The sequence below is a fragment of the Vogesella alkaliphila genome, from assembly GCF_014652475.1.
Classification (GTDB): domain Bacteria; phylum Pseudomonadota; class Gammaproteobacteria; order Burkholderiales; family Chromobacteriaceae; genus Vogesella; species Vogesella alkaliphila.
On record NZ_BMYW01000013.1, the window covers coordinates 70091 to 92272 of the forward strand.

The 22182-nt window shown below is 60.4% G+C and carries 20 protein-coding genes and 1 tRNA gene; 4 read left to right on the forward strand and 17 right to left on the reverse strand.

Annotated features, from left to right (window positions below):
* Positions 1-608: 608 nt before the first annotated feature.
* The 15 genes from IE100_RS15380 to rsmI form a co-directional block, all read right to left on the reverse strand.
* Entirely contained in the window at positions 609-1085 is a 477-nt protein-coding gene (locus IE100_RS15380) for a hypothetical protein (RefSeq protein WP_189375400.1), read from the reverse strand.
* Entirely contained in the window at positions 1082-4072 is a 2991-nt protein-coding gene (locus IE100_RS15385; protein WP_189375401.1) for a DUF927 domain-containing protein, read from the reverse strand. Before IE100_RS15385 ends, IE100_RS15380 begins: the two co-directional genes overlap by 4 nt.
* Positions 4069-4419 (reverse strand): hypothetical protein, encoded by a 351-nt coding sequence (locus IE100_RS15390; protein ID WP_189375402.1) that lies wholly within the window; start codon positions 4417-4419, stop codon positions 4069-4071. Before IE100_RS15390 ends, IE100_RS15385 begins: the two co-directional genes overlap by 4 nt.
* Before the next feature lie 10 nt (positions 4420-4429).
* Positions 4430-4774 (reverse strand): hypothetical protein, encoded by a 345-nt coding sequence (locus IE100_RS15395; protein ID WP_189375403.1) that lies wholly within the window; start codon positions 4772-4774, stop codon positions 4430-4432.
* Positions 4771-4959 (reverse strand): hypothetical protein, encoded by a 189-nt coding sequence (locus tag IE100_RS15400; RefSeq protein ID WP_189375404.1) that lies wholly within the window; start codon positions 4957-4959, stop codon positions 4771-4773. The genes IE100_RS15395 and IE100_RS15400 overlap by 4 nt, the downstream gene beginning before the upstream one ends.
* Before the next feature lie 386 nt (positions 4960-5345).
* Positions 5346-5624, reverse strand: coding sequence for a hypothetical protein (locus IE100_RS15405; RefSeq protein ID WP_189375405.1), 279 nt, complete (start codon positions 5622-5624; stop codon positions 5346-5348).
* Positions 5621-6037, reverse strand: coding sequence for a helix-turn-helix transcriptional regulator (locus tag IE100_RS15410; protein ID WP_189375406.1), 417 nt, complete (start codon positions 6035-6037; stop codon positions 5621-5623). Before IE100_RS15410 ends, IE100_RS15405 begins: the two co-directional genes overlap by 4 nt.
* Before the next feature lie 129 nt (positions 6038-6166).
* Positions 6167-7042, reverse strand: coding sequence for a hypothetical protein (locus IE100_RS15415; protein ID WP_189375407.1), 876 nt, complete (start codon positions 7040-7042; stop codon positions 6167-6169).
* Entirely contained in the window at positions 7039-7236 is a 198-nt protein-coding gene (locus tag IE100_RS15420; protein ID WP_189375408.1) for a hypothetical protein, read from the reverse strand. Before IE100_RS15420 ends, IE100_RS15415 begins: the two co-directional genes overlap by 4 nt.
* Complete coding sequence (locus IE100_RS15425) at positions 7236-7808, reverse strand: recombinase family protein (RefSeq protein ID WP_189375409.1); 573 nt, start codon at positions 7806-7808, stop codon at positions 7236-7238. The genes IE100_RS15420 and IE100_RS15425 overlap by 1 nt, the downstream gene beginning before the upstream one ends.
* Before the next feature lie 149 nt (positions 7809-7957).
* Positions 7958-8881 carry a retron St85 family RNA-directed DNA polymerase gene (locus IE100_RS15430; protein ID WP_189375410.1) on the reverse strand — a complete coding sequence of 308 codons (924 nt, stop codon included), beginning with the start codon at positions 8879-8881 and terminating at the stop codon, positions 7958-7960.
* Positions 8868-10007, reverse strand: coding sequence for a retron St85 family effector protein (locus IE100_RS15435; RefSeq protein WP_189375411.1), 1140 nt, complete (start codon positions 10005-10007; stop codon positions 8868-8870). Before IE100_RS15435 ends, IE100_RS15430 begins: the two co-directional genes overlap by 14 nt.
* A gap of 349 nt (positions 10008-10356) precedes the next feature.
* Positions 10357-11553, reverse strand: a complete 1197-nt coding sequence (locus IE100_RS15440) for a tyrosine-type recombinase/integrase (RefSeq protein WP_189375412.1) — start codon at positions 11551-11553, stop codon at positions 10357-10359.
* A 511-nt stretch (positions 11554-12064) separates the two neighbouring features.
* Positions 12065-12149 (reverse strand) — tRNA-Leu (locus tag IE100_RS15445).
* A 50-nt stretch (positions 12150-12199) separates the two neighbouring features.
* Entirely contained in the window at positions 12200-13087 is an 888-nt protein-coding gene (gene rsmI, locus IE100_RS15450; RefSeq protein WP_373295307.1) for a 16S rRNA (cytidine(1402)-2'-O)-methyltransferase, read from the reverse strand.
* A gap of 45 nt (positions 13088-13132) precedes the next feature.
* Between rsmI and IE100_RS15455 the strand changes: the two genes are divergently transcribed.
* The 4 genes from IE100_RS15455 to IE100_RS15470 are packed head-to-tail and all read left to right on the forward strand — an operon-like array spanning position 13133 to position 15757.
* Entirely contained in the window at positions 13133-14206 is a 1074-nt protein-coding gene (locus tag IE100_RS15455) for a penicillin-binding protein activator (RefSeq protein WP_189375415.1), read from the forward strand.
* The gene (locus IE100_RS15460) at positions 14203-14541 is read left to right on the forward strand and encodes a YraN family protein (protein ID WP_189375418.1); all 339 of its coding nucleotides are present in this window, start codon (positions 14203-14205) and stop codon (positions 14539-14541) included. Before IE100_RS15455 ends, IE100_RS15460 begins: the two co-directional genes overlap by 4 nt.
* A gap of 23 nt (positions 14542-14564) precedes the next feature.
* The gene (locus tag IE100_RS15465) at positions 14565-15155 is read left to right on the forward strand and encodes a phosphoheptose isomerase (protein WP_189375420.1); all 591 of its coding nucleotides are present in this window, start codon (positions 14565-14567) and stop codon (positions 15153-15155) included.
* On the forward strand, positions 15152-15757 hold the full coding sequence (locus tag IE100_RS15470) for a BON domain-containing protein (RefSeq protein ID WP_229800412.1): 606 nt from the start codon (positions 15152-15154) through the stop codon (positions 15755-15757). Before IE100_RS15465 ends, IE100_RS15470 begins: the two co-directional genes overlap by 4 nt.
* Before the next feature lie 63 nt (positions 15758-15820).
* Here the strand turns inward: IE100_RS15470 and IE100_RS15475 are convergent, their stop codons facing one another.
* A complete protein-coding gene (locus IE100_RS15475; RefSeq protein ID WP_229800413.1) occupies positions 15821-17026 on the reverse strand; it encodes a sensor domain-containing phosphodiesterase in 1206 nt (401 codons plus the stop codon).
* A 141-nt stretch (positions 17027-17167) separates the two neighbouring features.
* Positions 17168-22078, reverse strand: coding sequence for a type I secretion C-terminal target domain-containing protein (locus IE100_RS15480; RefSeq protein WP_229800414.1), 4911 nt, complete (start codon positions 22076-22078; stop codon positions 17168-17170).
* Positions 22079-22182: the final 104 nt, after the last annotated feature.

Sequence of the window (22182 nt, forward strand, 5' to 3'; positions counted from 1 at the left end):
GTGCTGTGCGGGTTTGATGCGGTGCTTCAGATTTTTTCGTGGTGCCGGGGCCTCTATCGAATTATGCCCGGAAAGCCTTTCCAGTCAAGCACTCTTGCATCGTGAAAACTAGAAAGGTACACAAAAAGGTACACACCTATGGCACGCTGGATGCACATCGTCCACACCGATAACCATTTTTCACCACGTTCAGCCTGATTTCACCCCGGGTGAAATTTCACTAACTACAAGGGGCAGCGGCTAAGCGAGCGCCGCGAGTCTCTTGCCTCGTACTAAGAGTAAAACTGCCAGGGTCCCCGGCTCTTCCTACCCCCAGACCTGCAAACAAAAAATGCAACCGCATACGCTGAATGCACACCGCGCCATGCTTGACGGCGGCTTTTCCTACCCTCTCAAAATACGTAGTGACAGTGGTGACATAGCACCACCCTTGATTCATAAGGCTCTCAAGCTGATTGCCCGTAGTGACATTTCTGGGCGTCACTATGGTGACACGGCTAACTCCCAAGGCACGGCCGCTGGCAGGGCAAGGGGCACGCCACAATGGGAAACGCCCGCCGGCTACCCAAGGGCAGCAAACGGGCGCGACTAGACATGACTCTCGCTAACTACTCAGCGGGAATCTCCTCCACCCCGGGCACCGGCCACACCGACAGTACTGCCTCGCCATACAGCTGTCGCACGCGCCGGATGGCTTCTGCTTGGCCAAGGGGCGGCGTGCTGCACCACCACACCAGCCGTCTGCCCTCTAGTTGCACCCGCCACAACCAGCAGCGCCCAACCCTGACCCCGACTCGCGGTACAAAACGACGGCATAGCGCAGCGCTACCATAGTCCGGTGTCGTGGCCAGCACCGTACAGCGCCCCTGCACCAACCCCTTGCAGCCCCGGCACAACAAGGGCAACGTCCCGGACGGATCACTGCCGATCCCGCGCATCTCCACCATGCTGTCATCACACCACGCTAACGACAGCAGATCCGGACCGGTAGAAGGCAAAACCGCCACGGCGGCATCGGCGGGGCGGTCTGGGGTGGCGAGTGGCAGGCTGTCGATACCGGCAAACCAATCAGCAAGATCGCTCATGCGGCCTCCCCTGCCAGGTCATCACCACCAGCATCGAACAAGTTAGAGGTCACGCAATACACCTTGGCCCGCCCACTTTTGCTGTACTTCGCTTCCGGCGTGGTGCGGACCTGCAGCATGTAGCCGGCGCCCTTGGTGACTTCCAACGCCCCGGCCGCCTGCAGCAGCTTGCACACGCGGCCAACGTCCAGCCCGGCGCACACCTCGTTGCGGAACGATTCGGCCAACACATAGAACTTGATCAGGCCGGACACCTTGTCTTTCACGCGATAGCCACAGCGGTTGATCGTCTTGGGGGCGTGGTCGTCCGGGTCCGCCGCTTGGCCATCCTCCTCGTGCAACACCGTCTCCACCGACAAGCGCGTGAAGCGCGCCTCGCCGTTCTGCTCGAAGAACAGCCGCACCTTGGCCAGCATGTCCGCATCCTCCTTGTTGCCCGTGGTGCCGCGCGCTTTCAGCCAGTCGGCAAAGCACACCTTGGCCGCACTCCATGCCGCGCCTTGCGGCCAACCTGTCACGCCCCACATGCTGGCCAGCTCACCGGCCACCGCCACCAGCGCAAAGCGTGACGCGGCGCGATGCGCCTGCCCGTGCGCGTCACCCGGCAGCACCTCATCGCAAAAGCGGGTCAGCTGCTGGCGGATTACCGCCCCCAGCTGGCCACGCTCCAACACCAGCCGCCCGATATAAGCCCGGGCTGCCGTGCCGTGGAACTTGGCAATACCAGCTTTCAGGTGATCGGCCAGCGCCTTGCCGCTGCCCTTGTCGTGCAGATCATCGAACAGCCCCAGCGACTGCCCGGCATCGGCCTGCACCGCCAACATGCGAATCTCCATGCCGGCCTTCATTTCCTTGCGCGCCTCGGCCATGTGTGCGGCCAGCGTCTTTTCCCCGCTGGACAGGAACAGCAAGCGCCACTCGGCCACATTGCCCCGGCTGCCACCGCGATCATTGGCGCGGGTCTTGCCCCGGCCGTTGCCCAGCATGTACACCGTTTCCCCAACAATGCGCGGGTCGCACTGGTGGATCTCGTCCAGCGGCAGCAGGCAATCGGAGTACGCCGCCGCAATCGCCTCGATGGCGTTATCCGTCGCACGCCAGGTCTGCAAAAAGCCGGGCGTGCCGTACACGCTGGCCGCCACCTGCAGCAGCGTGGTCTTGCCTTGTGAGCTGTCGCCATAGAAGTGAAAGCCGCCCGACTCGCCGCCGATCACGTCCAGCAGCGGCCCGGCGAACGCCACAGACACCGCGAACGCCAGACGGCTGTTGCCCACGCAGTAACGCGCCACCTGCTGTTGCCAGTCCTGCAGCGTGCCGGCGCACTGCATCACCTCGCGCTGCTTGCCGCTGGCTTGAAACACCAGCGATTCCGCGCTGTCGCCCAGCTGGCCATCCGGCAACAGGAACGCGCCATCATGCCAGCCCAGCCGGCTAACAATCGTCGCCCGCTCGCTGCCATCGTAGCGGCACAGGTATTCCAGCAGCCGCTGCTTGGCCTTGGGGCCGGCCCCGATCAAGAGTCCACGCGACATCAGGCCCTTCACCACCTCAGCCCCTTCCGACGCCGCCAACAGTTCGGCAGGAATGTTCCATTCCTTCACCGTGCCGTCCGGGTCGGCAAAACGCACCAGCAGCCCCCAGTTGTCGCCGCCCTTGTCACGGGTGCGGGCGATGATGTCCAGCTTGCGGCAAATCCACAGCGGACCGTCCATATCCTCGGTCTGGAACCACACCCCGCTATCGGTGACGCGGAACGGGCTGCCCACCCCGCCGCCACCTTGCGGGCGCTTGGGCGCCGTTTTCTTTGCCTTGCCGGTAGCAGGCTGACCGGTGTCCGCTTGCCCAGCTGGCACGGCACTATCTTTGCTGTCAGGCGGTAATGCATCGGGGACAACGTTGGCCGCAGCCGGCAAAGCCGGGGCAGCACCACCAACAAGCCACACCCCGGCCGTCTGCAACAGCGCGATATGCCCCGCCGTCCAGCCCCGCGCCAGCGCATCCGCCGCATCGTCACCGTCCTGCCATTCGCCCACCTCGATCAGCACCGGCACACCATCCTGTGCACCGGCTGAAAACCCGGCAAAGCTGGCCACGTTCACCAGGTCAACCGCCGCCGCCCCCACCTTGACCAGCGCCGCCGCCACCGCATCCGCCGCCGCCTGCCCCGGGGCATCGTTATCCGGCCAGATCAGGCAATGCCGGCCAGCCAGCGGGGCAAAGTCGGCCTTGGCCACCGCCTCGGCCCCGTTCATCCAGCACACTGCCACATGCTCGGGCAGTAGCTTGGCGGCAGCATCGGCCGCTTTCTCGCCCTCGCAGATCACCACCGGCGCGTCCGGGTGTGCGGCCAACCTGTCCAGCCCGTACAGCGGGCGCGGCGTCGGCACGTTCTTCCACCGCCATTCGCGCTTGCCGCTGGCCACGTCCTGCCACACTGACAACGGGTAGTAGTCCTTGCTGCGGCCATTGGCGCCCGGCTCCAGCCGCACCAAGAACACCAGCGGCAGGCCGGCGGCATCGTTGTAGCGCCACACCTGCACCACCTTGCCGGGGTGGCGATACTTACCCTTCGGCATCGCCCCCAGCAGCTCGGCAGGGATCGGCAGCACCGGCACACTGTCCGCCACCTTGGGCGTAGCAGCGGGCAACGGCGCGGCGGCAACCGCCGGCGAGGCATCACCGGCCATCACCCCGAACAATCGCGCCAGATCCTTGCACGCCTCCCCTTGGCCATAGCCCTTCAAGTAGGCAACGAGGCTCACCACATCCCCGCCCTTGTCACCGCTGGCAAAGTCCGCCCACACGCCGCTATTGGCATTGATACTGAACGAACCGAAGCCATCATCGTTGCTACGCTGTGGGTTCAGCATCTGGCATTCGTGGCCATGCTGCTGCCAGTGCACACCCGCCCAATCCAACACCCGCGCCAGGCCGGCCAACGCGGCGCGGTTTACCTCGGCAAACGGCAATCGCTTCGGCGTCGTCATAAGCCACCCCCGCCTTTTGCCTGATCCAGTGCCAGTGCAGCGCCGTGGGCAACGTCCTCGATCAGCCCCGCCAGCAAGCCCGCCCGGGCATCATCCGCAAACAGCTCCAGTGCCTCGGCCATCAACGGCAGTAGTGGCAACAGAAAACCACACAGCGCGGCACGGCCCATGTTCTGGCGCTGCAATTCCGAGTAATCCGGCAGCGTCTGTACCGTGGCCACATAGGTCAGCAGCTCTAGCGCCAGGTCTTGGCCATCATGAAAAGCCGGTGCCGCACCACGCAGCGCAGAATCAAAAGGCAAGCCGGTGGCTGCCTGCCCGTTTTGAGGGAAGGTTGTTGTTGTCATCGGATTGTCCTTAGTGGGTCTGGTACGAAGCCGCTTGGCCAGCAGTCGCAGACTGGCCATGGGTCATGGCGGTGTTGCTGGCGGCAATGTCCAGCCGGTTGGCGTAGTCCAGCAGATCGCCCAACACGCGCACCATGCTGCCAACCTTGGGGAATAGCGCGGCTTCGTCGCCGACAGTGGCGTAGCCGTGATTGCTCATCAGCGAGCCCAGCACCTGCAAGCTGTGGACCACATCGGCGCGTAGATCATCGGCATCGGATTGCAGGTTCTGGCAGTCGGCCAGATCGGCACCACCGGCCCGCAGGGCGGCTGCTTTGCTGGCCAGGGCATCAAAGTAATTGGCAGGCGTCGTCATGCTGTCAGCCCTCCCACGGTTTGCACCGCAAAGCCACGGCTGGCCGGAACAACAGACACGGCGCGACCCGTTTGTGCCAGATACTGGCGGGCAAAGGTGACGGCTTCGGGGGCATTCGGGAGTTGCGCGACCGGTGAGACGGCAGCTGGAAACAGGCTCAACAAGACGCGGGCGAGCTTAGGCATGGTGGCTTCCTTAGTGGGTTTAGACCCGCTCCCCGCTGTCAGTCGGGGGTGGCAGGCGCGTGGCAGGGTTGACAGACCGGCACTAAGGAACCGGCAGCCCGAAGGCTCCCCACCACGGCCCACCATAGAAGGCGCACGAGTGGCGATTGACGGGCACAAAAAAGCCGCTTGCGCGGCGGTGTCCGCCTTAGTGTTCGGGCTGTCAAACCCGGTGCCGCTATTGAACAGCACAGGCACATTGTGGCCAACGTTGGCCGCAGCGTCAACCAGCCTCCCAAGCACGGAGGGAAGCGCCCCTGCTTGAAACTGAAAACCTTCACGCTGCGCTGCCATGACCAGGACCGGGTCTGAGCAAAATGGGAACAATGCAAAGCACACTGCTGTCGTCATCGCCGCCCCTTTCTGCACATCGACAACACTTCATCGGTGGCCAGATCCTTCACCGGGCTTGCGGCCAACGTCCGCCCTGCTTCCTCATCCGCCAGGGCACGCATGGCCAAGCCATTCAGATCAAACGCACTGCCTTCGGCCAACAACCTTTTTTGCACCATCAGCAGGATCTGCGGACTGCGCTGGCAAAGCCGGTCCAGCGCCTGCCGCGCCCGAGCAAGGCGCTGCGGATCGGGGGTGCTGCCGGCAAAGTGCTGGCGGGTATCGGGGCTCATACGGCCACCTCCGCACGGTTGATCCGATCTGCCAGCCACTGTTGCACCAGATGCGAAGGCCAACCCACTGCACGCGGGCCAAGGCTGATCGAGGCAGGAAACTGACTCTTGCGCATCAAGCCGTACAGGCTCGACTTGGACAGGCCAGTCATTGCCACCACCTGTGGCAAACGCAAGATATAAGCACCAGCAGGCAATGTACCAATCTCCGCTTGTGCCACTGGCTGACTGGCTTGGGGATGGTTACAGCCTGCCTTGTAGGCATCCAGATCCACACGCTTGTAAACGCACTGGCGGCCAACCTTGATCGAGCGCGGGCCTTTGCCCTGACTGGCCCATTGATTGAGAGTGAAGGCTGACACGCCCAGATAGGCCGCCGCTTCAACGCGGGTAAGGTGTTGCGAGGGTTGCATACGTCCTCCTTAGAAGGTGATTACCGCACTAGGTAGTGCGATATGGACGGATGCTAGTAAGGCAGGGGAAGTGTTAGAAAATCGTACGACACCGCCCAAAAGTGAAATGGAGGTGAAATCCGGCAGAGATCAATTGGAGTAAGTTTTGATTGCCCAGCGCACCGCATGGCGGGTCAAGCTACGGTTGGATTTCTGGCCCTGTTGCAACAGATAGTCCACCAGTGATTTGCAATCTGTTTCACCCGCCATAAACCGCGCATGGCATGACTTGTAAAAGGCTTCTGATATTTGCGGTGAGCGCCCCCCAGTCTTTTCCCGGCTCGTTGGATAGGCAAAAAACGGCAAACCACTATCCATGTCAGGCAGGGCTTTGCCAGAGAATGCCAATGCAATAGCCGCCACTGGCCAGACATTGACCGACCAGTCATGAAACCAAATAAAAGCCAGTTCGCGAAGCTTGTTGTGAGCAGCACGGGCCTTGCCGCTGTCGTTCACCTTGTTCCACCAGCCTGCCCCCATGGCGCGGTAATCGTCGGGAACCGTCAGTAAATCCTCCCTTGCAGCCATCGCCCACTCACGCACACGGTACGTCGCCAGCACGCACAGAACCTGCCCGTCACTAAGGACGTCCAACACCTCATGATCACGAGCGGCAGCCAGTAACGGGAATTTGCCCGGCGTCGTACCACCTGTTGCCGCTGCGTCTTCCACACCCTCCCGACACCCTTGCAGGTACGTCAATGCAGCCCATTGCTCCGGCGTCAGATCATCCGCATTCGTCCCCACCCGAACGAGCAAATCAAACAGGTCAGGCGGGTACACCGCCCCGTCATCGGCGTCGCAACCGAGTAAGGCAGCCTGCAACGGCGGCGGCAACTGCCAGCCAGCCAAAGCCTCTTGTATTTCAGCCACGGGGTAAATCGGCAGCGGACCTGCCCTGTAAGAAAAAGAGTCATCCCGCGAGAAAGCATCCGGCGGCAATGGCACGTGGGCATCATTGCTCATCGCCACAGCACCGACACCAGCCAGACAACGACCACTACAGACAAGCCACCCAGCGCAAGGCCGGCCAAGGCCCCATATAGCGCGACATCCCACGCCCGACCATGGCCCAGCATGGCAAACACGGCCCCGCCGCCAGCCATCGCCAGTACAGCTAGTCCACCAATGGCGTCAAACAGGGTCTCCGGCTTGAGCATCACGCTTGCACCTTGCCGATTCGGTGCACCGTGGCCCGGTCAATGCCGTATTCCCGCGCCATCGCGGCCCGACACTCGCCGGCGGCGTAACGGGTACGCAGCTCGGCCTTTTGTTCATCGGTCAGTTTGGATTTGCGCCCTTGGTACTTGCCTTCGGCACGGGCACGGCGGATGCCCTCTTGCTGGCGCTCTTTTCGCAAGCCATGCTCGAACTCGGCAAAGGCGGCAAACATGGTCAGCGCCAGTCGCCCCGCTGGTGTGCTGGTGTCGAATTGTTGTTTGAGAATCACCAGCCGGATGCCCTTGTCTGACAGGGTATTGATGGTGCCCAGCACATCCACGGTATCGCGCCCCAGCCGGTCCAACGCAAAGACCACCAGCGTGTCACCGTCACGCAGGTAAGCCAGCATGGCCGCAAAGCCGTCCCGGTTTTCCCCTTTGGTCGTGCCGCTGGTAGCCAGGTCGATGAATTCGCGCTCAATCTCGAATCCGGCGGCCAGAATGGCGGCACGCTGGTTTTCAATGTGCTGGTCTTCGGTGGAGACGCGAAGGTAGGCAATCGCTTTCGTCATAGCAGCAAACCGTTGCAATAGGGTATGGTGTTAATATTGCAACACCATACCCTATTTTGCAACAGATTTTGCAACGGTTTTCAGGGGGGTGTTGCACTGTTGCATAGGGATTACCCTATTGCAGCACATTAATCAGTCAATAAGAAATTTCAAATAAACAACGCCTCAATAACTTTATTTCCATATTTCGACATCATCCTATATATGAAATTTGGCTCAACAGCCGCAACAAAACTCAGATAGCCTTTCAGTTTCTGTACTTCCTCCGCACTTAACTTACCAAGAGAAAAGTGATGAACCATTGCGGAGATATTCCTCTTACGATCCCGACCAACAGACAAAGTATCATCATTTGTTATAGTAATGCCAGTTACAGTCCTTCTTTTAGCTTTGGATAAAAATATAGTCTTCTCACTATTAACTTTTATTTTTCCATCGTAATCTCTCTTCAAAACCGAACGAACAAAACCAGGCATCTCAGACAAAGCATCTCTTTCTCTAGTCGAAAAAGTCATATCATCCGCATATCTACTATATCTAATTCGCATTGCCGCACATTGACTCTCCATCAAGCAATCAAAATGATACATCACTACATTTGAAATAAACGGAGAACTCGGAGCACCAACACTTAATCTTAACGGGCTATTTCTTCTGAGCTTCCAAAACAGCAAATTACTCAATAAAATTTTATCATCATCCGAAAATTCAACACCACCATCACTCATCAACCCAAAGAAAAGACTTGGCGTTATACTCAAAAAGAAATTCTTAAAGTCCATCTTCAGCAAGTATGGATTATTTTTGTGAATGCTTGCATTCTTTACAATACTAGTTCCACTCTCATAAGCCATAGCATGACGACTAACAGGCAAAATATCGCGCAAATATTTTACGACAAGCCTCTGCATAAACTTAACTTCTTTAGAAGGCTGAGCAATCAACCTAGTCTTATCACTATTTCTTTTTGGAATCTCATATTTCTTATATCGATACGGGGCTGTTGCACAGAATTTCCGTAACTCGGCTTCGTCCAGCAAAAGTTCATCAGCTAACTTTTTAGAAATTCTCATTCCGCCCCCTCCCTTCTGCATCGGCTGGTTGTGCTGATTGTGCTGATTGTGCTGGTTGTGCTGGTTGCGCTGATTGTGCTGGTTGTGCTGGTTGTGCTGGTTGCGCTGGTTGCGCTGATTGTGCTGGTTGTGCTGGTTGTGCTGGTTGTGCTGGTTGTGCTGGTTGTGCTGGTTGTGCACTCGGCTTAATGCTTTGTATCTGCTTCAGGGCATTAGTTCGCTTCTTTGAAGACTCATCTTGGGCTAAGACAAACGACTGCCTAATAGCGACCTTCATTGCTGGAGTATCACGCTTTTCACCATTCTTCAATAACCCGAAAAAAACCCTTCGCTCGCCTTTAGATTTATCATAGTAATAATTAACACTACTATATGTAGTATGCGTCACTAGCCCTACGATATCCAAAAGATAAAGGAGTCGATGCAAAGTACGAGAATCAACAACAATACCAACACATTTTAACGCCAACTCAATCTCATGCAGCTTTATAGGATATGCAATTAATACTATCTCGTAGATCAGAAATGCAATATGAGCGGGATTGTCGCTATCAAAGGGCTCAGTTTTCTGAGAGGATTCCAATTTCCTAACAATATCTGACGCAATAAATTCCGTGTGCTCGTACTCCCCAGCCTCATCCTCATCCTCATCCTGAGGAAATGGATAGACAATAACCGAATCAGGGGATTTTCTCTTCAAACTCTCAAGAGGACCATGATAAATAAATGAGTCTCTTCTTTCTATCTCTCTCTGAGGTGCAATAACCAACAATCTATTAGAAACTAGTGGATTGGTACAAAAAATACCCAACTCAACCAAAGAGCCCGGGCTTTCTAGGCAAATAACAATTAGCGTTGCAATATTTGCTATATCATTCTCAAACTGCAATAAATCAGAATAAGCGCCATCTCGAAAATAATCTATAAAATCCTCAGCCTTCACGATGGCACTGTAAACATCTTCGTTATTATCATCAAAATGATTAATTATTGCATTTCTCAAACTTTTAGAGTCAAGTGATACGACCCCACCGCAAATAAATACTTTTGGTGGAAGAAAATGTGCCACAAAGCTCTTAGGCTCAAGTAAAGAAAACTCTCTTTCTAGTGCTTGATCGTAGCTCATGCAAAACTCGCGAAAAAAAAGCGACCCACTCGGGGTCGCTCTGCAATATCTTTACCTAAAGGATGCGCTAAAGACTTCCCTAGCGCTCCTGAGGTACGAAGGATCGATAGGGAAGTGCTTTAGCGCAACCCTAAAAATCGTCAATAACATATGTCTGGACGAAACGCCAGACAGGATAAGCAACTCAAAATAAATATAGAGCAGTATCCTACGCGTAAAGATGCTTTGATACTAGCCTAGTGGCTTAGGCTTTGCAAGTTGCATGCTTAACCATTCAACTAACAACGTGTGGCCAACCCTGTCACCAAGCACTTGCTTCTTAATTCTTACTAGAATCAGTACAAAGTCCCTAAGAGCAATGCTTCACATCAAAGCCCTGCAGGCAGTCCAAGAAATTGGCCCACCACTGCATCATACTCCGCCGTTCGTCCAGGTATTCGGCACGGTGATAAGCAGCGCGTACCCTGTTACGCTCGGCATGGGCAAGCTGGCGCTCGATCACATCAGGCTTGAACCCCTCTTCATTCAACGTGGTAGAGGCCAAGGCGCGGAAGCCGTGCGGGGTGGCCGTGCCTTGGTAGCCCATGCGCCCCATCGCGTAACTCAGGGTGTTTTCGCTCATGGGCTTGGCGTGGTCGGTCATGGCCGGAAACAGCAGCGCACCGCGCCCCGTCAGCGGCTTCAATTCTTCCAGCAGGGCAAGGGCCTGGCGTGATAGCGGGACAATATGCGGGGCACGCATTTTCATGCGCTCGGCCGGAATGCGCCATTCCGCCCGCTCGATGTCGAATTCATCCCAGCGGGCCGCGCGCAATTCACCAGGTCGCACAAAGGTCAGCACCAGCAGGTGCATGGCGATGCGGGTTGGTTCGTAAAGGTTGGCCGCAGCCAGTCGGCGGTAAAACTCGGGCAGCTCGCCACGCGGCATCGCGGGCCGGTGCTCCACTTTGGCAGCGGTCAGCGCGCCAGACAGGGCAAGGGCGGGGTTGATGGCCAATCGCCCCGTCTGTACGCCGTAGCGCAGCACGGCGCTGACACGCTGCAACACGCGCCCTGCCGTCTCGATGGCACCGCGCTTTTCCACCTTGCGGACGGTGGCGAGGATTTGCGGTGCAGTCAGCTCAGTAATGGCGATGTTGCCCAGGTCGGGAAAGGCATCATTCTGCAGTGACTCCAATACGCGGCGGGCGTGGTCCGGCGTCCAGCGTGGCAGCTGCTTTTCGTACCATTCTTGCGCCAGCAAGGCGAAAGCATTAGTGCTGGCCTCTTTGGCGGCGATTTTGGCCGCTTTCTTGGCTTCGCCGGGGTTCAGCCCTTCCGCCAGCAGCTTGCGGGCCTCTGCGGCCTTCTCCCGCGCCTCGGCTAGCGACACCGCAGGATATTTGCCCAAGGCCAGCTTGCACGGCTTGCCAAGGTGGCGATAACGGTACAGCCAGCGTTTGCCGCCCGCTGGTGTCACTTCCAGGTACAGGGCATCGCCATCCGCCAGCTGATACGGTTTGTCTTGGGGCTTGGCTTGCCTAATGCCCAGATCAGTTAATGCCATAGTTTATTCCTTACCTCGATTCGCCCGTCAGGCTGGCGAACGGGCACCAGCCGCGCCCGGCTTTGCCGGACTCAAGACCAGCTTGCAGGGCTTTGGGGGGCCCCGATTGGCGCACTTTATCGTGTCACCATAGTGACACCCCGAAATGTCACTACGGCAAACATTCAAAAAACCCTTTAAAAACAATGCTGTCACTATGTCACTACCGTCACTACGCATTTTTAGGCGGGTCGGAAAAAAGCAAAACGGCACGCGGCCAACCCAGGCAAGGTGCCGTCCGGCATGGCAGGACATACACACATTCTTGTAACCAGAGTATGAATTGGAAAAGGTGCTGATGACAGGCGGGTGTGTACCTTTTTTCCGGTGCCGAGAAAAAGGTACACAAAAAGGTACACAAAAAAGCTGGATGTTACTGAACGTAGCTGGACGCTATTGGACAACAAAAAACCCGCAGAGCCTTGCGCTGTGCGGGTTTCTGGACTTTCTTGAACTTCTCTGGACTTTTTCGTGGTGCCCGGGGCCGGACTCGAACCGGCACACCTTGCGGCGGGGGATTTTGAGTCCCCTGCGTCTACCAATTTCGCCACCCGGGCGAAAAAATCCAAGACGCGCATTGTATAAGCGGCGTTACCCCTTGTAAAGCTCAGTCCGCCACTTTCAGCTGCAGCGCCCGCTCGTACAGTTGCTTCTTGTTGAGGTCATAATGCGTCGCCACGATCGCCGCCGCCTGCTTGGTCGGCAGCACCGCGGCCAGTTCGGCGAGCAGCGCCAGCGCCGGTGCGGGCAGGCTGTCCGCCGTCTGCTCCACCGGTGCGGCGGCGTCGATGATCAGCACGCACTCGCCGCGCTGCTGGTTGCTGTCGCTGCGGATGCGCTCGGCCAGTTCGGCCGCCGGCAGGCGCAGGAAGGTCTCGAAGGTCTTGGTCAACTCGCGTGCCAGGATCAGCGGCCGTTCGCCGCCGAGGGTGGCGGCGACGTCTTCCACGCACTCCAGGATGCGGTGTGGCGCCTCGTAGCAGACCACCGCGTAGTCGGCGTCCTGCCACTGCTGCAGCGTCTTGCAACGTTGGCCGCGCTTGGGCGGCAGAAAGCCGTGAAACAGGAAGCGGGCGGTATCCAGCCCGCTGGCGGACAGGGCGGTGATCACCGCCGAGGCACCGGCCACCGGCACCACGCGCAGGCCGGCTGCCCACACCGCCTGCGCCAGGCGGGCACCGGGGTCGGAAATGCCCGGCGTGCCGGCGTCCGACACCTGCACCACGATCTTGCCCTCCTGCAGCCAGCGGATCACGCTGGCCGCCATCTCGCGCTCGTTGTGTTCGCGCAGACTGACCAGCTTCTTGCTGATGCCGTAGGCGGCCAGCAGGCTGCCGGTGACGCGGGTATCTTCCGCCAAAACGATGTCCGCGGCGTGGAACCCGGCAATGGCGCGCAGTGTCACATCAGCCAGATTCCCAATCGGCGTGGCCAGCACATATAATGACCCGTTGATAAACGTTTCCTGGGCAGAACTCATCAAGTGATCAAGCATTGTCTGCACGTTTTGGCTCCCTGGTTATCCGGCACAGCCGTTTTAATGGCGGCAAGTGTAGCCGCTGCCCAGTCGCCGGGCTATATCCTTCAGCAAAATCAGCAAACGCTGCGGAACATCGGCGCCAGCGCCGCCTCCGCACCGCTGGCCACCCCGGCCGTCGCGACGCCGGCCACGCCCGCCGCCAGGCTCAGCGACAACAAGCCGCGCCTGCACCTGGGGCTGCTGCTGCCGGTGGAGGCTCCGCAGCTGGGTGACGCCGCCCAGGTGGTGAAGGCCGGTTTCGACGCCGCCGCGCAGCAGGACAGCAACGTCCAGCTCAGCTTCGTCGCGCTGGCCAGCGAGAACGATGCGGTGAAGGGCTACCAGCAACTGCTGGCCGCCGGCGCCAGCGTGATCGTCGGACCGCTGACCCGCGAGGGTGCGGCCAACGTGGCGGCACAGGCCAGCGTGCCGACACTGGTGCTGAATACGCTGAGCAAGGCGCCGGCCGGTGGCAAGGTGTGGAGCCTGTCGCTGGCGGTCGAGAGCGAGGCGCGCCAGATCGCGCGCATGATGCGCGACGACGGCCGCAAGGCGCCGCTGGTGCTGTTCAATAACGATGCGCTGTCCGCGCGCCTGCGCACCGCCTTCGCCGAGAGCTGGACGCAGCGCCATCCGGCTGCTCCGCAGGAACTGAACATGACGCAGCCGGACGGCGCGCAGCTGAGCACGCTGCTGGCCGGCGCCGACAGCGTGTTCCTGGCGCTGGACGACAAGGAAGCGGAGGCCAGCCGCGCGCTGCTGCCGGCCGAGCTGCCCGCCTACGCCACCTCGCTGATCAACACCCGCCAGGCGGCCCCGGCACTGGACGGCGTGCGCTTCGTCGACATGCCGTGGTTCCTGATGCCCAACCACCCGGACGCCGCCGGTATCGCCCGCCCGGCCACGCCGCTGACCAAGGCCACCGAACGCCTGTACGCGCTGGGGGTGGACGCCTTCCGCCTCGGCAAGGCGCTGGGACAGAACCGTAACCCGGCCAGCATCCGCCTGCGCGGCGTCACCGGCGACCTGCAACTGGGCAAGGACTGGGTGATCCAGCGCGAGCTGCCGGCCGCCATTCGCGGCGAGTCGCAATGAGCCGGGCCAGCGGCGACCACTACGAAACCCTCGCCTGCCGCTTCCTGCAGCAGCAGGGGCTGACGCTGGTGGAGCGCAACTGGCACTGCCGGCAGGGCGAACTGGATCTGGTGATGCGCGACGGCGCCTACTGGGTGTTCGTCGAGGTGCGCGCCCGGCAATCGGCCCACTTCGGCGGTGCCGCCGCCAGCATCGGCAGCGCCAAGCAGCACAAGCTGCACACTGCGGCCAACCTTTACCTCAGCAGCAAACGCATTGACGCCCCCTGCCGTTTCGACGCCGTGCTGTTCGATGGCGGCGAACAGGCGCAGTGGCTGAAGAACATTTTCGCTTAAGCGCCACCGACCAAAGGAATCTCATGGATTTGATCGAACGTGTCAGCGGACACTTCCTTGAAAGCATCGCCATCAAGCAGCAGGTGATGGACGAGCTGTCGCCGGCCGTGGCGCTGGCCGCCGAGCGCATGGTCAGCAGCCTGATGAACGAGGGCAAGATCCTCGCCTGCGGCAACGGCGGTTCCGCCGCCGACGCGCAGCACTTTGCCGCGGAAATGGTTGGCCGCTTCGAGAAGGAGCGCCCGGGGCTGGCGGCGATGTCGCTGGCCACCGACAGCTCGGTGCTCAGCGCCATCGGCAACGACTACGATTTCGACATGATCTTTTCCAAGCAGGTGCGGGCGCTGGGCCACCACAACGACCTGCTGCTGGCGATCTCCACCTCCGGCAACTCCGCCAACGTGATCGAGGCGATCTACGCCGCGCACGAACGCGGCATGGGCGTGATCGCGCTCACCGGCAAGGACGGCGGCCAGATCGCGGAAATCCTGTCACCGGAAGACATCCACCTGAATGTGCCCAGCCTGCGCACCGCGCGCATCCAGGAAGTCCATATCTTGTTGATCCATGCGCTATGCGACGCCATCGATTGCATGTTGCTCGGAGGAGAATGATGAAGAACCGTTTGCTTGCGCTGCTGCTGGCCAGCAGCGCCGCCGCCAGTCTCAGTGCCTGCTTCCCGCTGGTTGCCGGCGGCGTGGCCGCCGGCGCGCTGGTCGCCACCGACCGCCGCACCAGCGGCGCCTATGTCGAGGACCAGGCCATCGAGCTGAAATCGCTGCGCCAGACCAGCGAGCGTTTTGCCGGCGCCCGCATCAGCATCACCAGCTACAACCGCGCGGTGCTGATCAGCGGCGAGGCGCTGAACGAGGCGCAACGCCAGGAGATCGAGATGATGGTGCGCGGCACGCCCAATGTGCAGCGCGTCTACAACCACCTGGTGGTGGCGCCGGTGGCGACCCTGGCGCAGAAGAACAACGACCTGTGGATCACCACCAAGGTGCGCACCCGCCTGCTGGAAGGCAAGGGCTACCCGCCGCAGGCGATCAAGGTGGTGACTGACCGCGGCGTGGTCTACCTGCTCGGCCTGGTCACCGCCAGCGAAGGCGCCGCCGCCGCCGATGTCGCCAGCCGTACCACCGGCGTGCAGCAGGTGGTCACCCTGTTCGAGACGCTGGCCGAGACCCCGGCCGCCAGCATCCAGCCCGGCAACTGAGCCATACCACGGCAAGCAAAAAGGCGACTCGCGAGTCGCCTTTTTGCTTGCCGGCGGCCGCGGCTACAGGCTGCGCCCCGCCCCCGGCATCAGCACGTCGCTGCACAGCACGTGCTGCACCTCGTCGATCTCGATCGCCATCGACAGCGTGACGCAGATACGGGTATCGGTCATCGACAGGTAGGGCTCGCTCATGTACAGCACGCCGGGCTGGTCGATGGCGTGCTGGAAATAGGCGCGCCGCGACCACACCGCGCCGGTGGTGTCCTCCAGCGGGGAAAAGCGCAGATTGTCCCCGTTCCCGTTGCGCCCGGAATTGAGGTTGCGCCCCTGCTGGCGGCCTTCCTGATCCAGCAGGAAGCAGCGGATCACGTCCGGCAGCTGCAACATCGGTTTTGCCGCCACCTCGAATTCGCTGCCCTGCATTAGCGCGATCGCCGTCTGCACGAAGGCCTGCCGCGACAGCTCCATCTGGCGACGGTTGAGCTTGCGCCGCAGCAGTTCACGGTTCATCAGCTCGTCCCACTTGGCGTCGAGCCGCGGCGTGATCAGCTGGTCGCTGTCCGGTACCGCCGCAGGGCGTGCCACGTAGTAGCCCTGCACCAGGTCGCAGCCGGAATCCAGCGCCACCACCACGTCGGAATCGCTTTCCACGCCTTCCACCACCACCAATGCACCGATTTCGTGCATCAGCCGCACCAGCCGCGACAACAGGGTGCGCGTGCGCTGCTGTGTCACCGCGCTGCGCAGCAGGTGGCGGTCAAACTTGACGAAGTCCGGCTCCAGGCTGCACACCCGGTCGATATTGGAATGGCCGACGCCGAAATCGTCGATCGCCAGCAGGCAGCCCTGCTCGCGCAACAGCGCCACGCCCTCCAGCAGGCGCGCATCCAGCTCGATTGCCTGCTCCAGCACCTCCAGCACCACCGACTGCGGCGCGATGCCGGACTCGGTGATGAGGGCGCCCAGCTGGTCGGCGTAGTCCGGATCGGACAGCGTCATGGCATCGACATTGAGGAACAGCCAGCGCTGGGCGTGGCCGGCGGCGGCAAAGCGCTGGCAATGCGCGGCACACACCGCCAGATCCATCGCCACCCGCTCGTCGCGGCGGATATAACGCTGGTACACCTCCAGCGGCGACAGCGAGACCTCCTTCTCCGACGCCCGCAGCAGCGCCTCCATGCCGACCGTGCGCCGGTGCGCCAGGCTATAGATGGGCTGAAAGTGGGAGTTCAGTAACAGGGAATCCCGCATCGGTATGTTATTCACAGCAACGCTCCGGCAAAAGTTGTACGCAGACTAGCAATTGCTGTTCCAGTTTAAGTGAGGTTGGCCGCAAGCCCAACCTTTAGCAACGAAAAAAGAGCCGGCAGCTGCCGGCTCTTTGTACCCCATCATGGGACGAAGGACTTACATGTCAGCTTTCAGGTTTTGCCCCGGGTTGTGCAGCAGCTTTTCAATAATGTCGTGATCGGAAGCGCCAGTACCCGCCAGGCTGTCGAAAGCGACCCCTTTCAGCAGAATTTGCTGATCCGCCACCGCTGCGGCATTGGCACCGTCGGCAGAGAAGCCACCCAGCGTACTGATCTGCAGCAGGGTGTCGTCGCCACTTTGCGAGAAGTGCAGGTACTGCTCCAGACTGCCGGCATTCTCGCCTTGCAGCAGGTCGGCCAGATCCAGCTGGTCTCCTTCCGCCACATTGAAGTCCATCACCACATCCCTGGCCGGCGTCCCCGCGGTGCCCTGATCGCCCAGCTGCCACTTGAAGATATCGGTGCCGATATCCCCACGCAGCACGTCGTTGCCCTGGCCGCCGATCAGCAGGTCGTTACCGGCACCGCCACGCAGGCCATCATCGCCGCCCCCACCCAGCAGGGTATCGTCGCCGCTACCACCGTAGACCAGGTCCACGCCGGCCTGGCCATGGATCACGTCGTTGCCGCTGCCACCATGTGCCAGATCGGCCCAGGCAATGCCGGAGGTATTGGCCGTATGATCGTATGTCCGCGCGGCAGTGCTCAGCGAGTTGTCGGAGGCGTCGGTAACCAGCTCACCCAGGCCACCAATCGTCATCAACCCCATCTTCAGCACATCGGCCTGAGCCGGGGCATGACCGGCGATGGTTTCGCTACCCGAGTCCCCCAGATAGATGATGTCGTTGCCGGCGCCGCCTTCCACGTAGTCGTTACCGCCCTTGCTGTCGATGACCTGGTTGGTGCTGCCGGTCTGTACCATCTGCGCGCTTGCCCCGCTTGACGGCTGGAGTTGCGCCCAGACATCGAGACCGGTGCCGGCTTCACCGTGAAGCACCGTGATCTGGTCATTGCCACTACTACCGACCACCTGCGCCAGGTCCAGCGTCAGCCTGGCCTTGTCGGTATCGCCATCCGCATCTTTCATGGTGTACTCGATGCTGGCCGGCTTCAACAGCTCGGTATAGGCCATCCCCTTCAACAAGAAGCCCTGGCTGTCGTCCTTGCCCTTGCCGGTATCACCGCTGGTGCCCTCGTACGTCATGGCGACATAGACAATCGGCGTACCACTCTTGCTGATGGCGGTAAAGTCCGCCGGCTTGCCGTTCTTGCCCACCTCGGCGCTGGTGATCGTGTCATCCACCAACACGACCTTGTTTCCCGCCGCATCATAGGCAACCAGCTTCACGGTACCGGCATTCAGTTCGGCAATGGTCAGCGTGACCTGGGTGGCCGTCCCGCCCAGTTTGACCAGCAGCGTTTCGCCACCATCCACGGTATGGCGTGAAGCATGCAATGCATCCACCGACCAGCCCACCTTGCCGGAACCGGCCCCCGAGCTGTTGTAGCCCAGATTCTGGCCGGCGCTGAAACTGCTAATGCTGCTTGGCGGGTCGCCTGCAAGGCCGGTCAATTCAAAACTGCCAACCTTGCCGGAGGCAAGCTGCTGAGCGCTAGGCTCACCGTCCAGTGTCGCGGTAAGCGCTTTAAGCGTGTAGCTGCCATCGGCCTTCAGGGTAAAGCGACCGTCATCCGTCGTTGCGCCAGCGGCATAGTCCTTGCCCAGATAGCTGAACCCGGTCACCGACTTGCCGCCATCCACGGCCGCATCGTTGGTCAGCACCTTACCGCAGAGCCTCGTGTCCACCGCACTGCCCGCCGCGTAATCGTCCACCGCCACAGGGTTGGTATCCAGCACAGCCACGCTGACCGCAGTCCACGCGGTTTCACCAGTGGTGGTCACCGCCTTGTAGCTGAAGCTATCGCTTACCTTGTTGTCCGCATCGCCGGTGTGATCGACCACCCGGGCCACAAAGGTATAGCTGCCATCCGGCCGGATGGTCACCTTGCCATGGCCAGTGTCGAGTTCAGTACCGCTCGGTGCCACCTCCACCTTCGTGCTGCCACCGTTCAGCGACACATACAGTTTGGAAACCGTACCGGTGATGCCATCATTCGCCAGAATGCTGCCGTGTGACGTCGTCGAGCCTTCGACGACGGTCGTGCCATCCGCCTGGCTTGGCAGCGGACTCGCCACTGGCGCCGCATTGGCCTGCAGCACCTCTACCGGCAGGCTGATGTCGTTGACCGCGGTATCCAGCACCTTGCCGCTGGCATCCACTTCGGTCGCCGTTGCCTTCACCGCCAGTGTGTACTTGCCCGGCTCGTTCACCTTGATCTGCAGGGACGACAGGCTCCAGCCAGTCACATTGACCTTGCCGTCAGAACCAACGGTCACGCTATGGTTGGCCGCATCCTTCAGTACCGCCCCCTGTGGCAGGCCGCTGATCTCGACAGACAGCGTCTCGGAACCATCGACGTCAACCAGGGCCGCATTGATGGCGCTGAGCTTGATGAAGGTATCTTCGTAGCCCTTGTTGTCCACCGCCTGGAACTTGATATTGTCCAGAACGGCACCGTAGGAATCACCGGCATCCTTTGCCTGGAAGATCAGGCGGTAATTACCGCTCTGCTCGATACCAAGGCTAAGCTGTTGCCCCTTGGCCCAGCCAACCTGCGTCGGGCTGAAGTCAAACAGCTCTTTTTGCGAGGCGGCAATCGGATTGCCACTCACATCCAGCTGCACCAGCAGGATCTTCATGCCATTGGTCGATACCGGTTTATCACCCGTCGTACGCGCCCCGACATCGAAGTTCAGCTGATAGAAGCGCCCGGCCTCGCACTGGATGTCGGTGTAGATCTGGCTGACACCGTTCTCGCCCTCGATCTCCATTACCTGGTTGCTGCCAGAACCACCGGGGATATACACCGACTCTTTGCCGACCTCGATCTTGCCCCAGCCATTCGCCTGCCAGGTACCGATCCCGCTGGCACCGCCAACCGTGTTCAGGTCGATCGCGCTGCTCCATGGCTTACCCGCCAAGTCCACAGCATCGAAGTCCATGGCCGCCAGGCTCTGATAGGCAGACAGCGACAGCTGCGGCTGGTCGGCTACCGGCACCACATCGACGATCACTTCCTTGTCGTGGGCAATTTCCACGTTATCTTTCAGCACATCAAACTTGATGCTGCCCAGATCCTTGCCCTTATTGCCGATGCCCTGGCTGTCGCCATAAAGGTCGGCTCCCGAAACATGCTCCTTGGGCACGAACTTGACCTTGCCCGCATCGATATCCGACTTGCTGAACGTCGAGGTCTCGTTGTGGCCGAGCACCTTGAACACCCCGTTCGCGTCCTTGTACTGGATCGTACCGTTGCCGTTCTGGTTGCCGGACACGCGCACGGTTGCCCCGGCATCGGAAATGCCGAGAACAGCCCAGTTCAGTGCCACCGCCGTATCTTCGGTCGTCAGCAGAGCCATCGGCGATACCGTGGTCGACTGCGTGCCATTGAGGGTCAGCGTCGCGGTATTGGAGATATCGCCATCATTGTCCTGCACCGTGTAGCGGAAGGTTTCCGTCACCGCTCCTTCTGCCGGCGTGTACTTGATGGAGTCGATCACATAACCGTTCTGGCTACCGCTATATCCCAGCGCCACGTACTTGAAAGCGGTCGTGGTGGAAATATTGAAGCTCTGCAAGCTGCCATTGCTGGACGACGAAACCAGTGTGCCGGAGCCAACCAGATTGCCATTCGCATCGTAGGCCTTCCAGCTTGCATCACCCTGCCCCTTGTTCAGCTCGTTGATGCCGATCTGCACAAAATTGGAGGCGACCTTCAGGCCGACTACCAGTGTCTCGCCACCACCGATGTCATTGGTGCCGTTGCCGCCCGGCGACACGCCGATACCCGGTTTGGCATTGTTGCCGCTGGTGCGCACATCGACCAGGGCGGTGGCATCCGCCGTCAGACCGGCAAGGTTCAACGCATCACCGCTCTGCCACGAGCCATTCTGGAAGCCGTAAACACCAAAGGCTGCCTTCAGCGCCGCACTGCCTTCGGCTGCGCTAATGTCGGTATCCAGCTTGCTGGTATAGGTGTAGCTGCCATCCGCCTTGACGGTCAGCTCGCCATACTTGCCGGCCACCGTCACTTCGCCATTGCCCAGCTCGGTTGCCACGCCGTTTTCGCCGGTGACGGTGTAAACCTTGGCCGCGTTGGCCGCAGAGTTGTCCACCACGCTGTCGTTGGCCAACAGCTTGCTGCTGCCGGCAGTCTGCACATTCAAGCCCGTGCTGACGGTGCCCGAATCGTTCGCGGCAAGCGGGGCGGTATCCAGAATATTGATGGTGTAAGTAGCAGTAGAACCATCGGCCTTGGTGTAGCTGAACGAGTCAACGTCGCTTGCCGAATCCGAGTGATTACGCACCGGAGCCTGGTAGACGTACTGCCCTGCTGCATTGAGCGAAACCGTCCCCCCCAGCTGGGTCTGGCCAACAAATTCGACGCCACTGGCCACATTCAGCACATTACCGGTACTGCCCTCGACCACCTCCTGCAAGGCCACGACGGTGTCTTTGTCGCCGATGGTGGTGATCACCGTGGCGTTGCTGTAGTCCACCCGCTCGTAGTTGGCCGCAGCGCTGTAGCTGCCACCGTTCAGACTGACCCGGAACTGCTCGCCGTTGTCGGCCAGCGCGTCGTTCACCGCCTGGGCGCTGAACACTTCGCCGACCGTGACCGTGGTCTGGCTGGCGCGGTAGTCGCCGTCACTGGTGCTGCCGAGGTGGCTGAAGCCGACCGTCACCGTGCCGCCCGGCTGGGTGGCCAGCACGTGGCCCTGAGCGTCGACGGCGCGCACCACGTAGTAGGCGCTGGTTTCGCCTTCTTCCGATACGGTGGAGCTGGTCACCGGGTTGCCTTGAGCATCGACGGCGAACAGTTGCAGGGTGAAGGGGCTGTCCAGCGGGTTCTGCGGGTCTTGCGGGTCGCCGCTTTCGTCGGTCACCACGCTGCTGGCCGCGCCCTTGTCGGCCGAGATGTCGATTTTCTCGAACGCGCTGTTGCTGGCCGCGCCGGTGATGGTGGCGACCAGGCCTTCGCTGCCTTCCT

Excerpts from the sequence above, each read along its gene's own strand:
- IE100_RS15390 (WP_189375402.1), bottom strand. The coding sequence starts at position 4,419 with ATGACAACAACAACCTTCCCTCAAAACGGGCAGGCAGCCACCGGCTTG.
- IE100_RS15440 (WP_189375412.1), bottom strand. The coding sequence starts at position 11,553 with ATGGCATTAACTGATCTGGGCATTAGGCAAGCCAAGCCCCAAGACAAA.
- IE100_RS15405 (WP_189375405.1), bottom strand. The coding sequence starts at position 5,624 with ATGAGCCCCGATACCCGCCAGCACTTTGCCGGCAGCACCCCCGATCCG.
- IE100_RS15395 (WP_189375403.1), bottom strand. The coding sequence starts at position 4,774 with ATGACGACGCCTGCCAATTACTTTGATGCCCTGGCCAGCAAAGCAGCC.
- IE100_RS15425 (WP_189375409.1), bottom strand. The coding sequence starts at position 7,808 with ATGACGAAAGCGATTGCCTACCTTCGCGTCTCCACCGAAGACCAGCAC.
- IE100_RS15410 (WP_189375406.1), bottom strand. The coding sequence starts at position 6,037 with ATGCAACCCTCGCAACACCTTACCCGCGTTGAAGCGGCGGCCTATCTG.
- IE100_RS15460 (WP_189375418.1), top strand. The coding sequence starts at position 14,203 with ATGAGCCGGGCCAGCGGCGACCACTACGAAACCCTCGCCTGCCGCTTC.
- IE100_RS15465 (WP_189375420.1), top strand. The coding sequence starts at position 14,565 with ATGGATTTGATCGAACGTGTCAGCGGACACTTCCTTGAAAGCATCGCC.
- IE100_RS15420 (WP_189375408.1), bottom strand. The coding sequence starts at position 7,236 with ATGCTCAAGCCGGAGACCCTGTTTGACGCCATTGGTGGACTAGCTGTA.
- IE100_RS15435 (WP_189375411.1), bottom strand. The coding sequence starts at position 10,007 with ATGAGCTACGATCAAGCACTAGAAAGAGAGTTTTCTTTACTTGAGCCT.
- IE100_RS15380 (WP_189375400.1), bottom strand. The coding sequence starts at position 1,085 with ATGAGCGATCTTGCTGATTGGTTTGCCGGTATCGACAGCCTGCCACTC.
- IE100_RS15400 (WP_189375404.1), bottom strand. The coding sequence starts at position 4,959 with ATGCCTAAGCTCGCCCGCGTCTTGTTGAGCCTGTTTCCAGCTGCCGTC.
- IE100_RS15455 (WP_189375415.1), top strand. The coding sequence starts at position 13,133 with ATGGCGGCAAGTGTAGCCGCTGCCCAGTCGCCGGGCTATATCCTTCAG.
- IE100_RS15470 (WP_229800412.1), top strand. The coding sequence starts at position 15,152 with ATGATGAAGAACCGTTTGCTTGCGCTGCTGCTGGCCAGCAGCGCCGCC.
- rsmI (WP_373295307.1), bottom strand. The coding sequence starts at position 13,087 with ATGCTTGATCACTTGATGAGTTCTGCCCAGGAAACGTTTATCAACGGG.
- IE100_RS15430 (WP_189375410.1), bottom strand. The coding sequence starts at position 8,881 with ATGAGAATTTCTAAAAAGTTAGCTGATGAACTTTTGCTGGACGAAGCC.
- IE100_RS15415 (WP_189375407.1), bottom strand. The coding sequence starts at position 7,042 with ATGAGCAATGATGCCCACGTGCCATTGCCGCCGGATGCTTTCTCGCGG.
- IE100_RS15385 (WP_189375401.1), bottom strand. The coding sequence starts at position 4,072 with ATGACGACGCCGAAGCGATTGCCGTTTGCCGAGGTAAACCGCGCCGCG.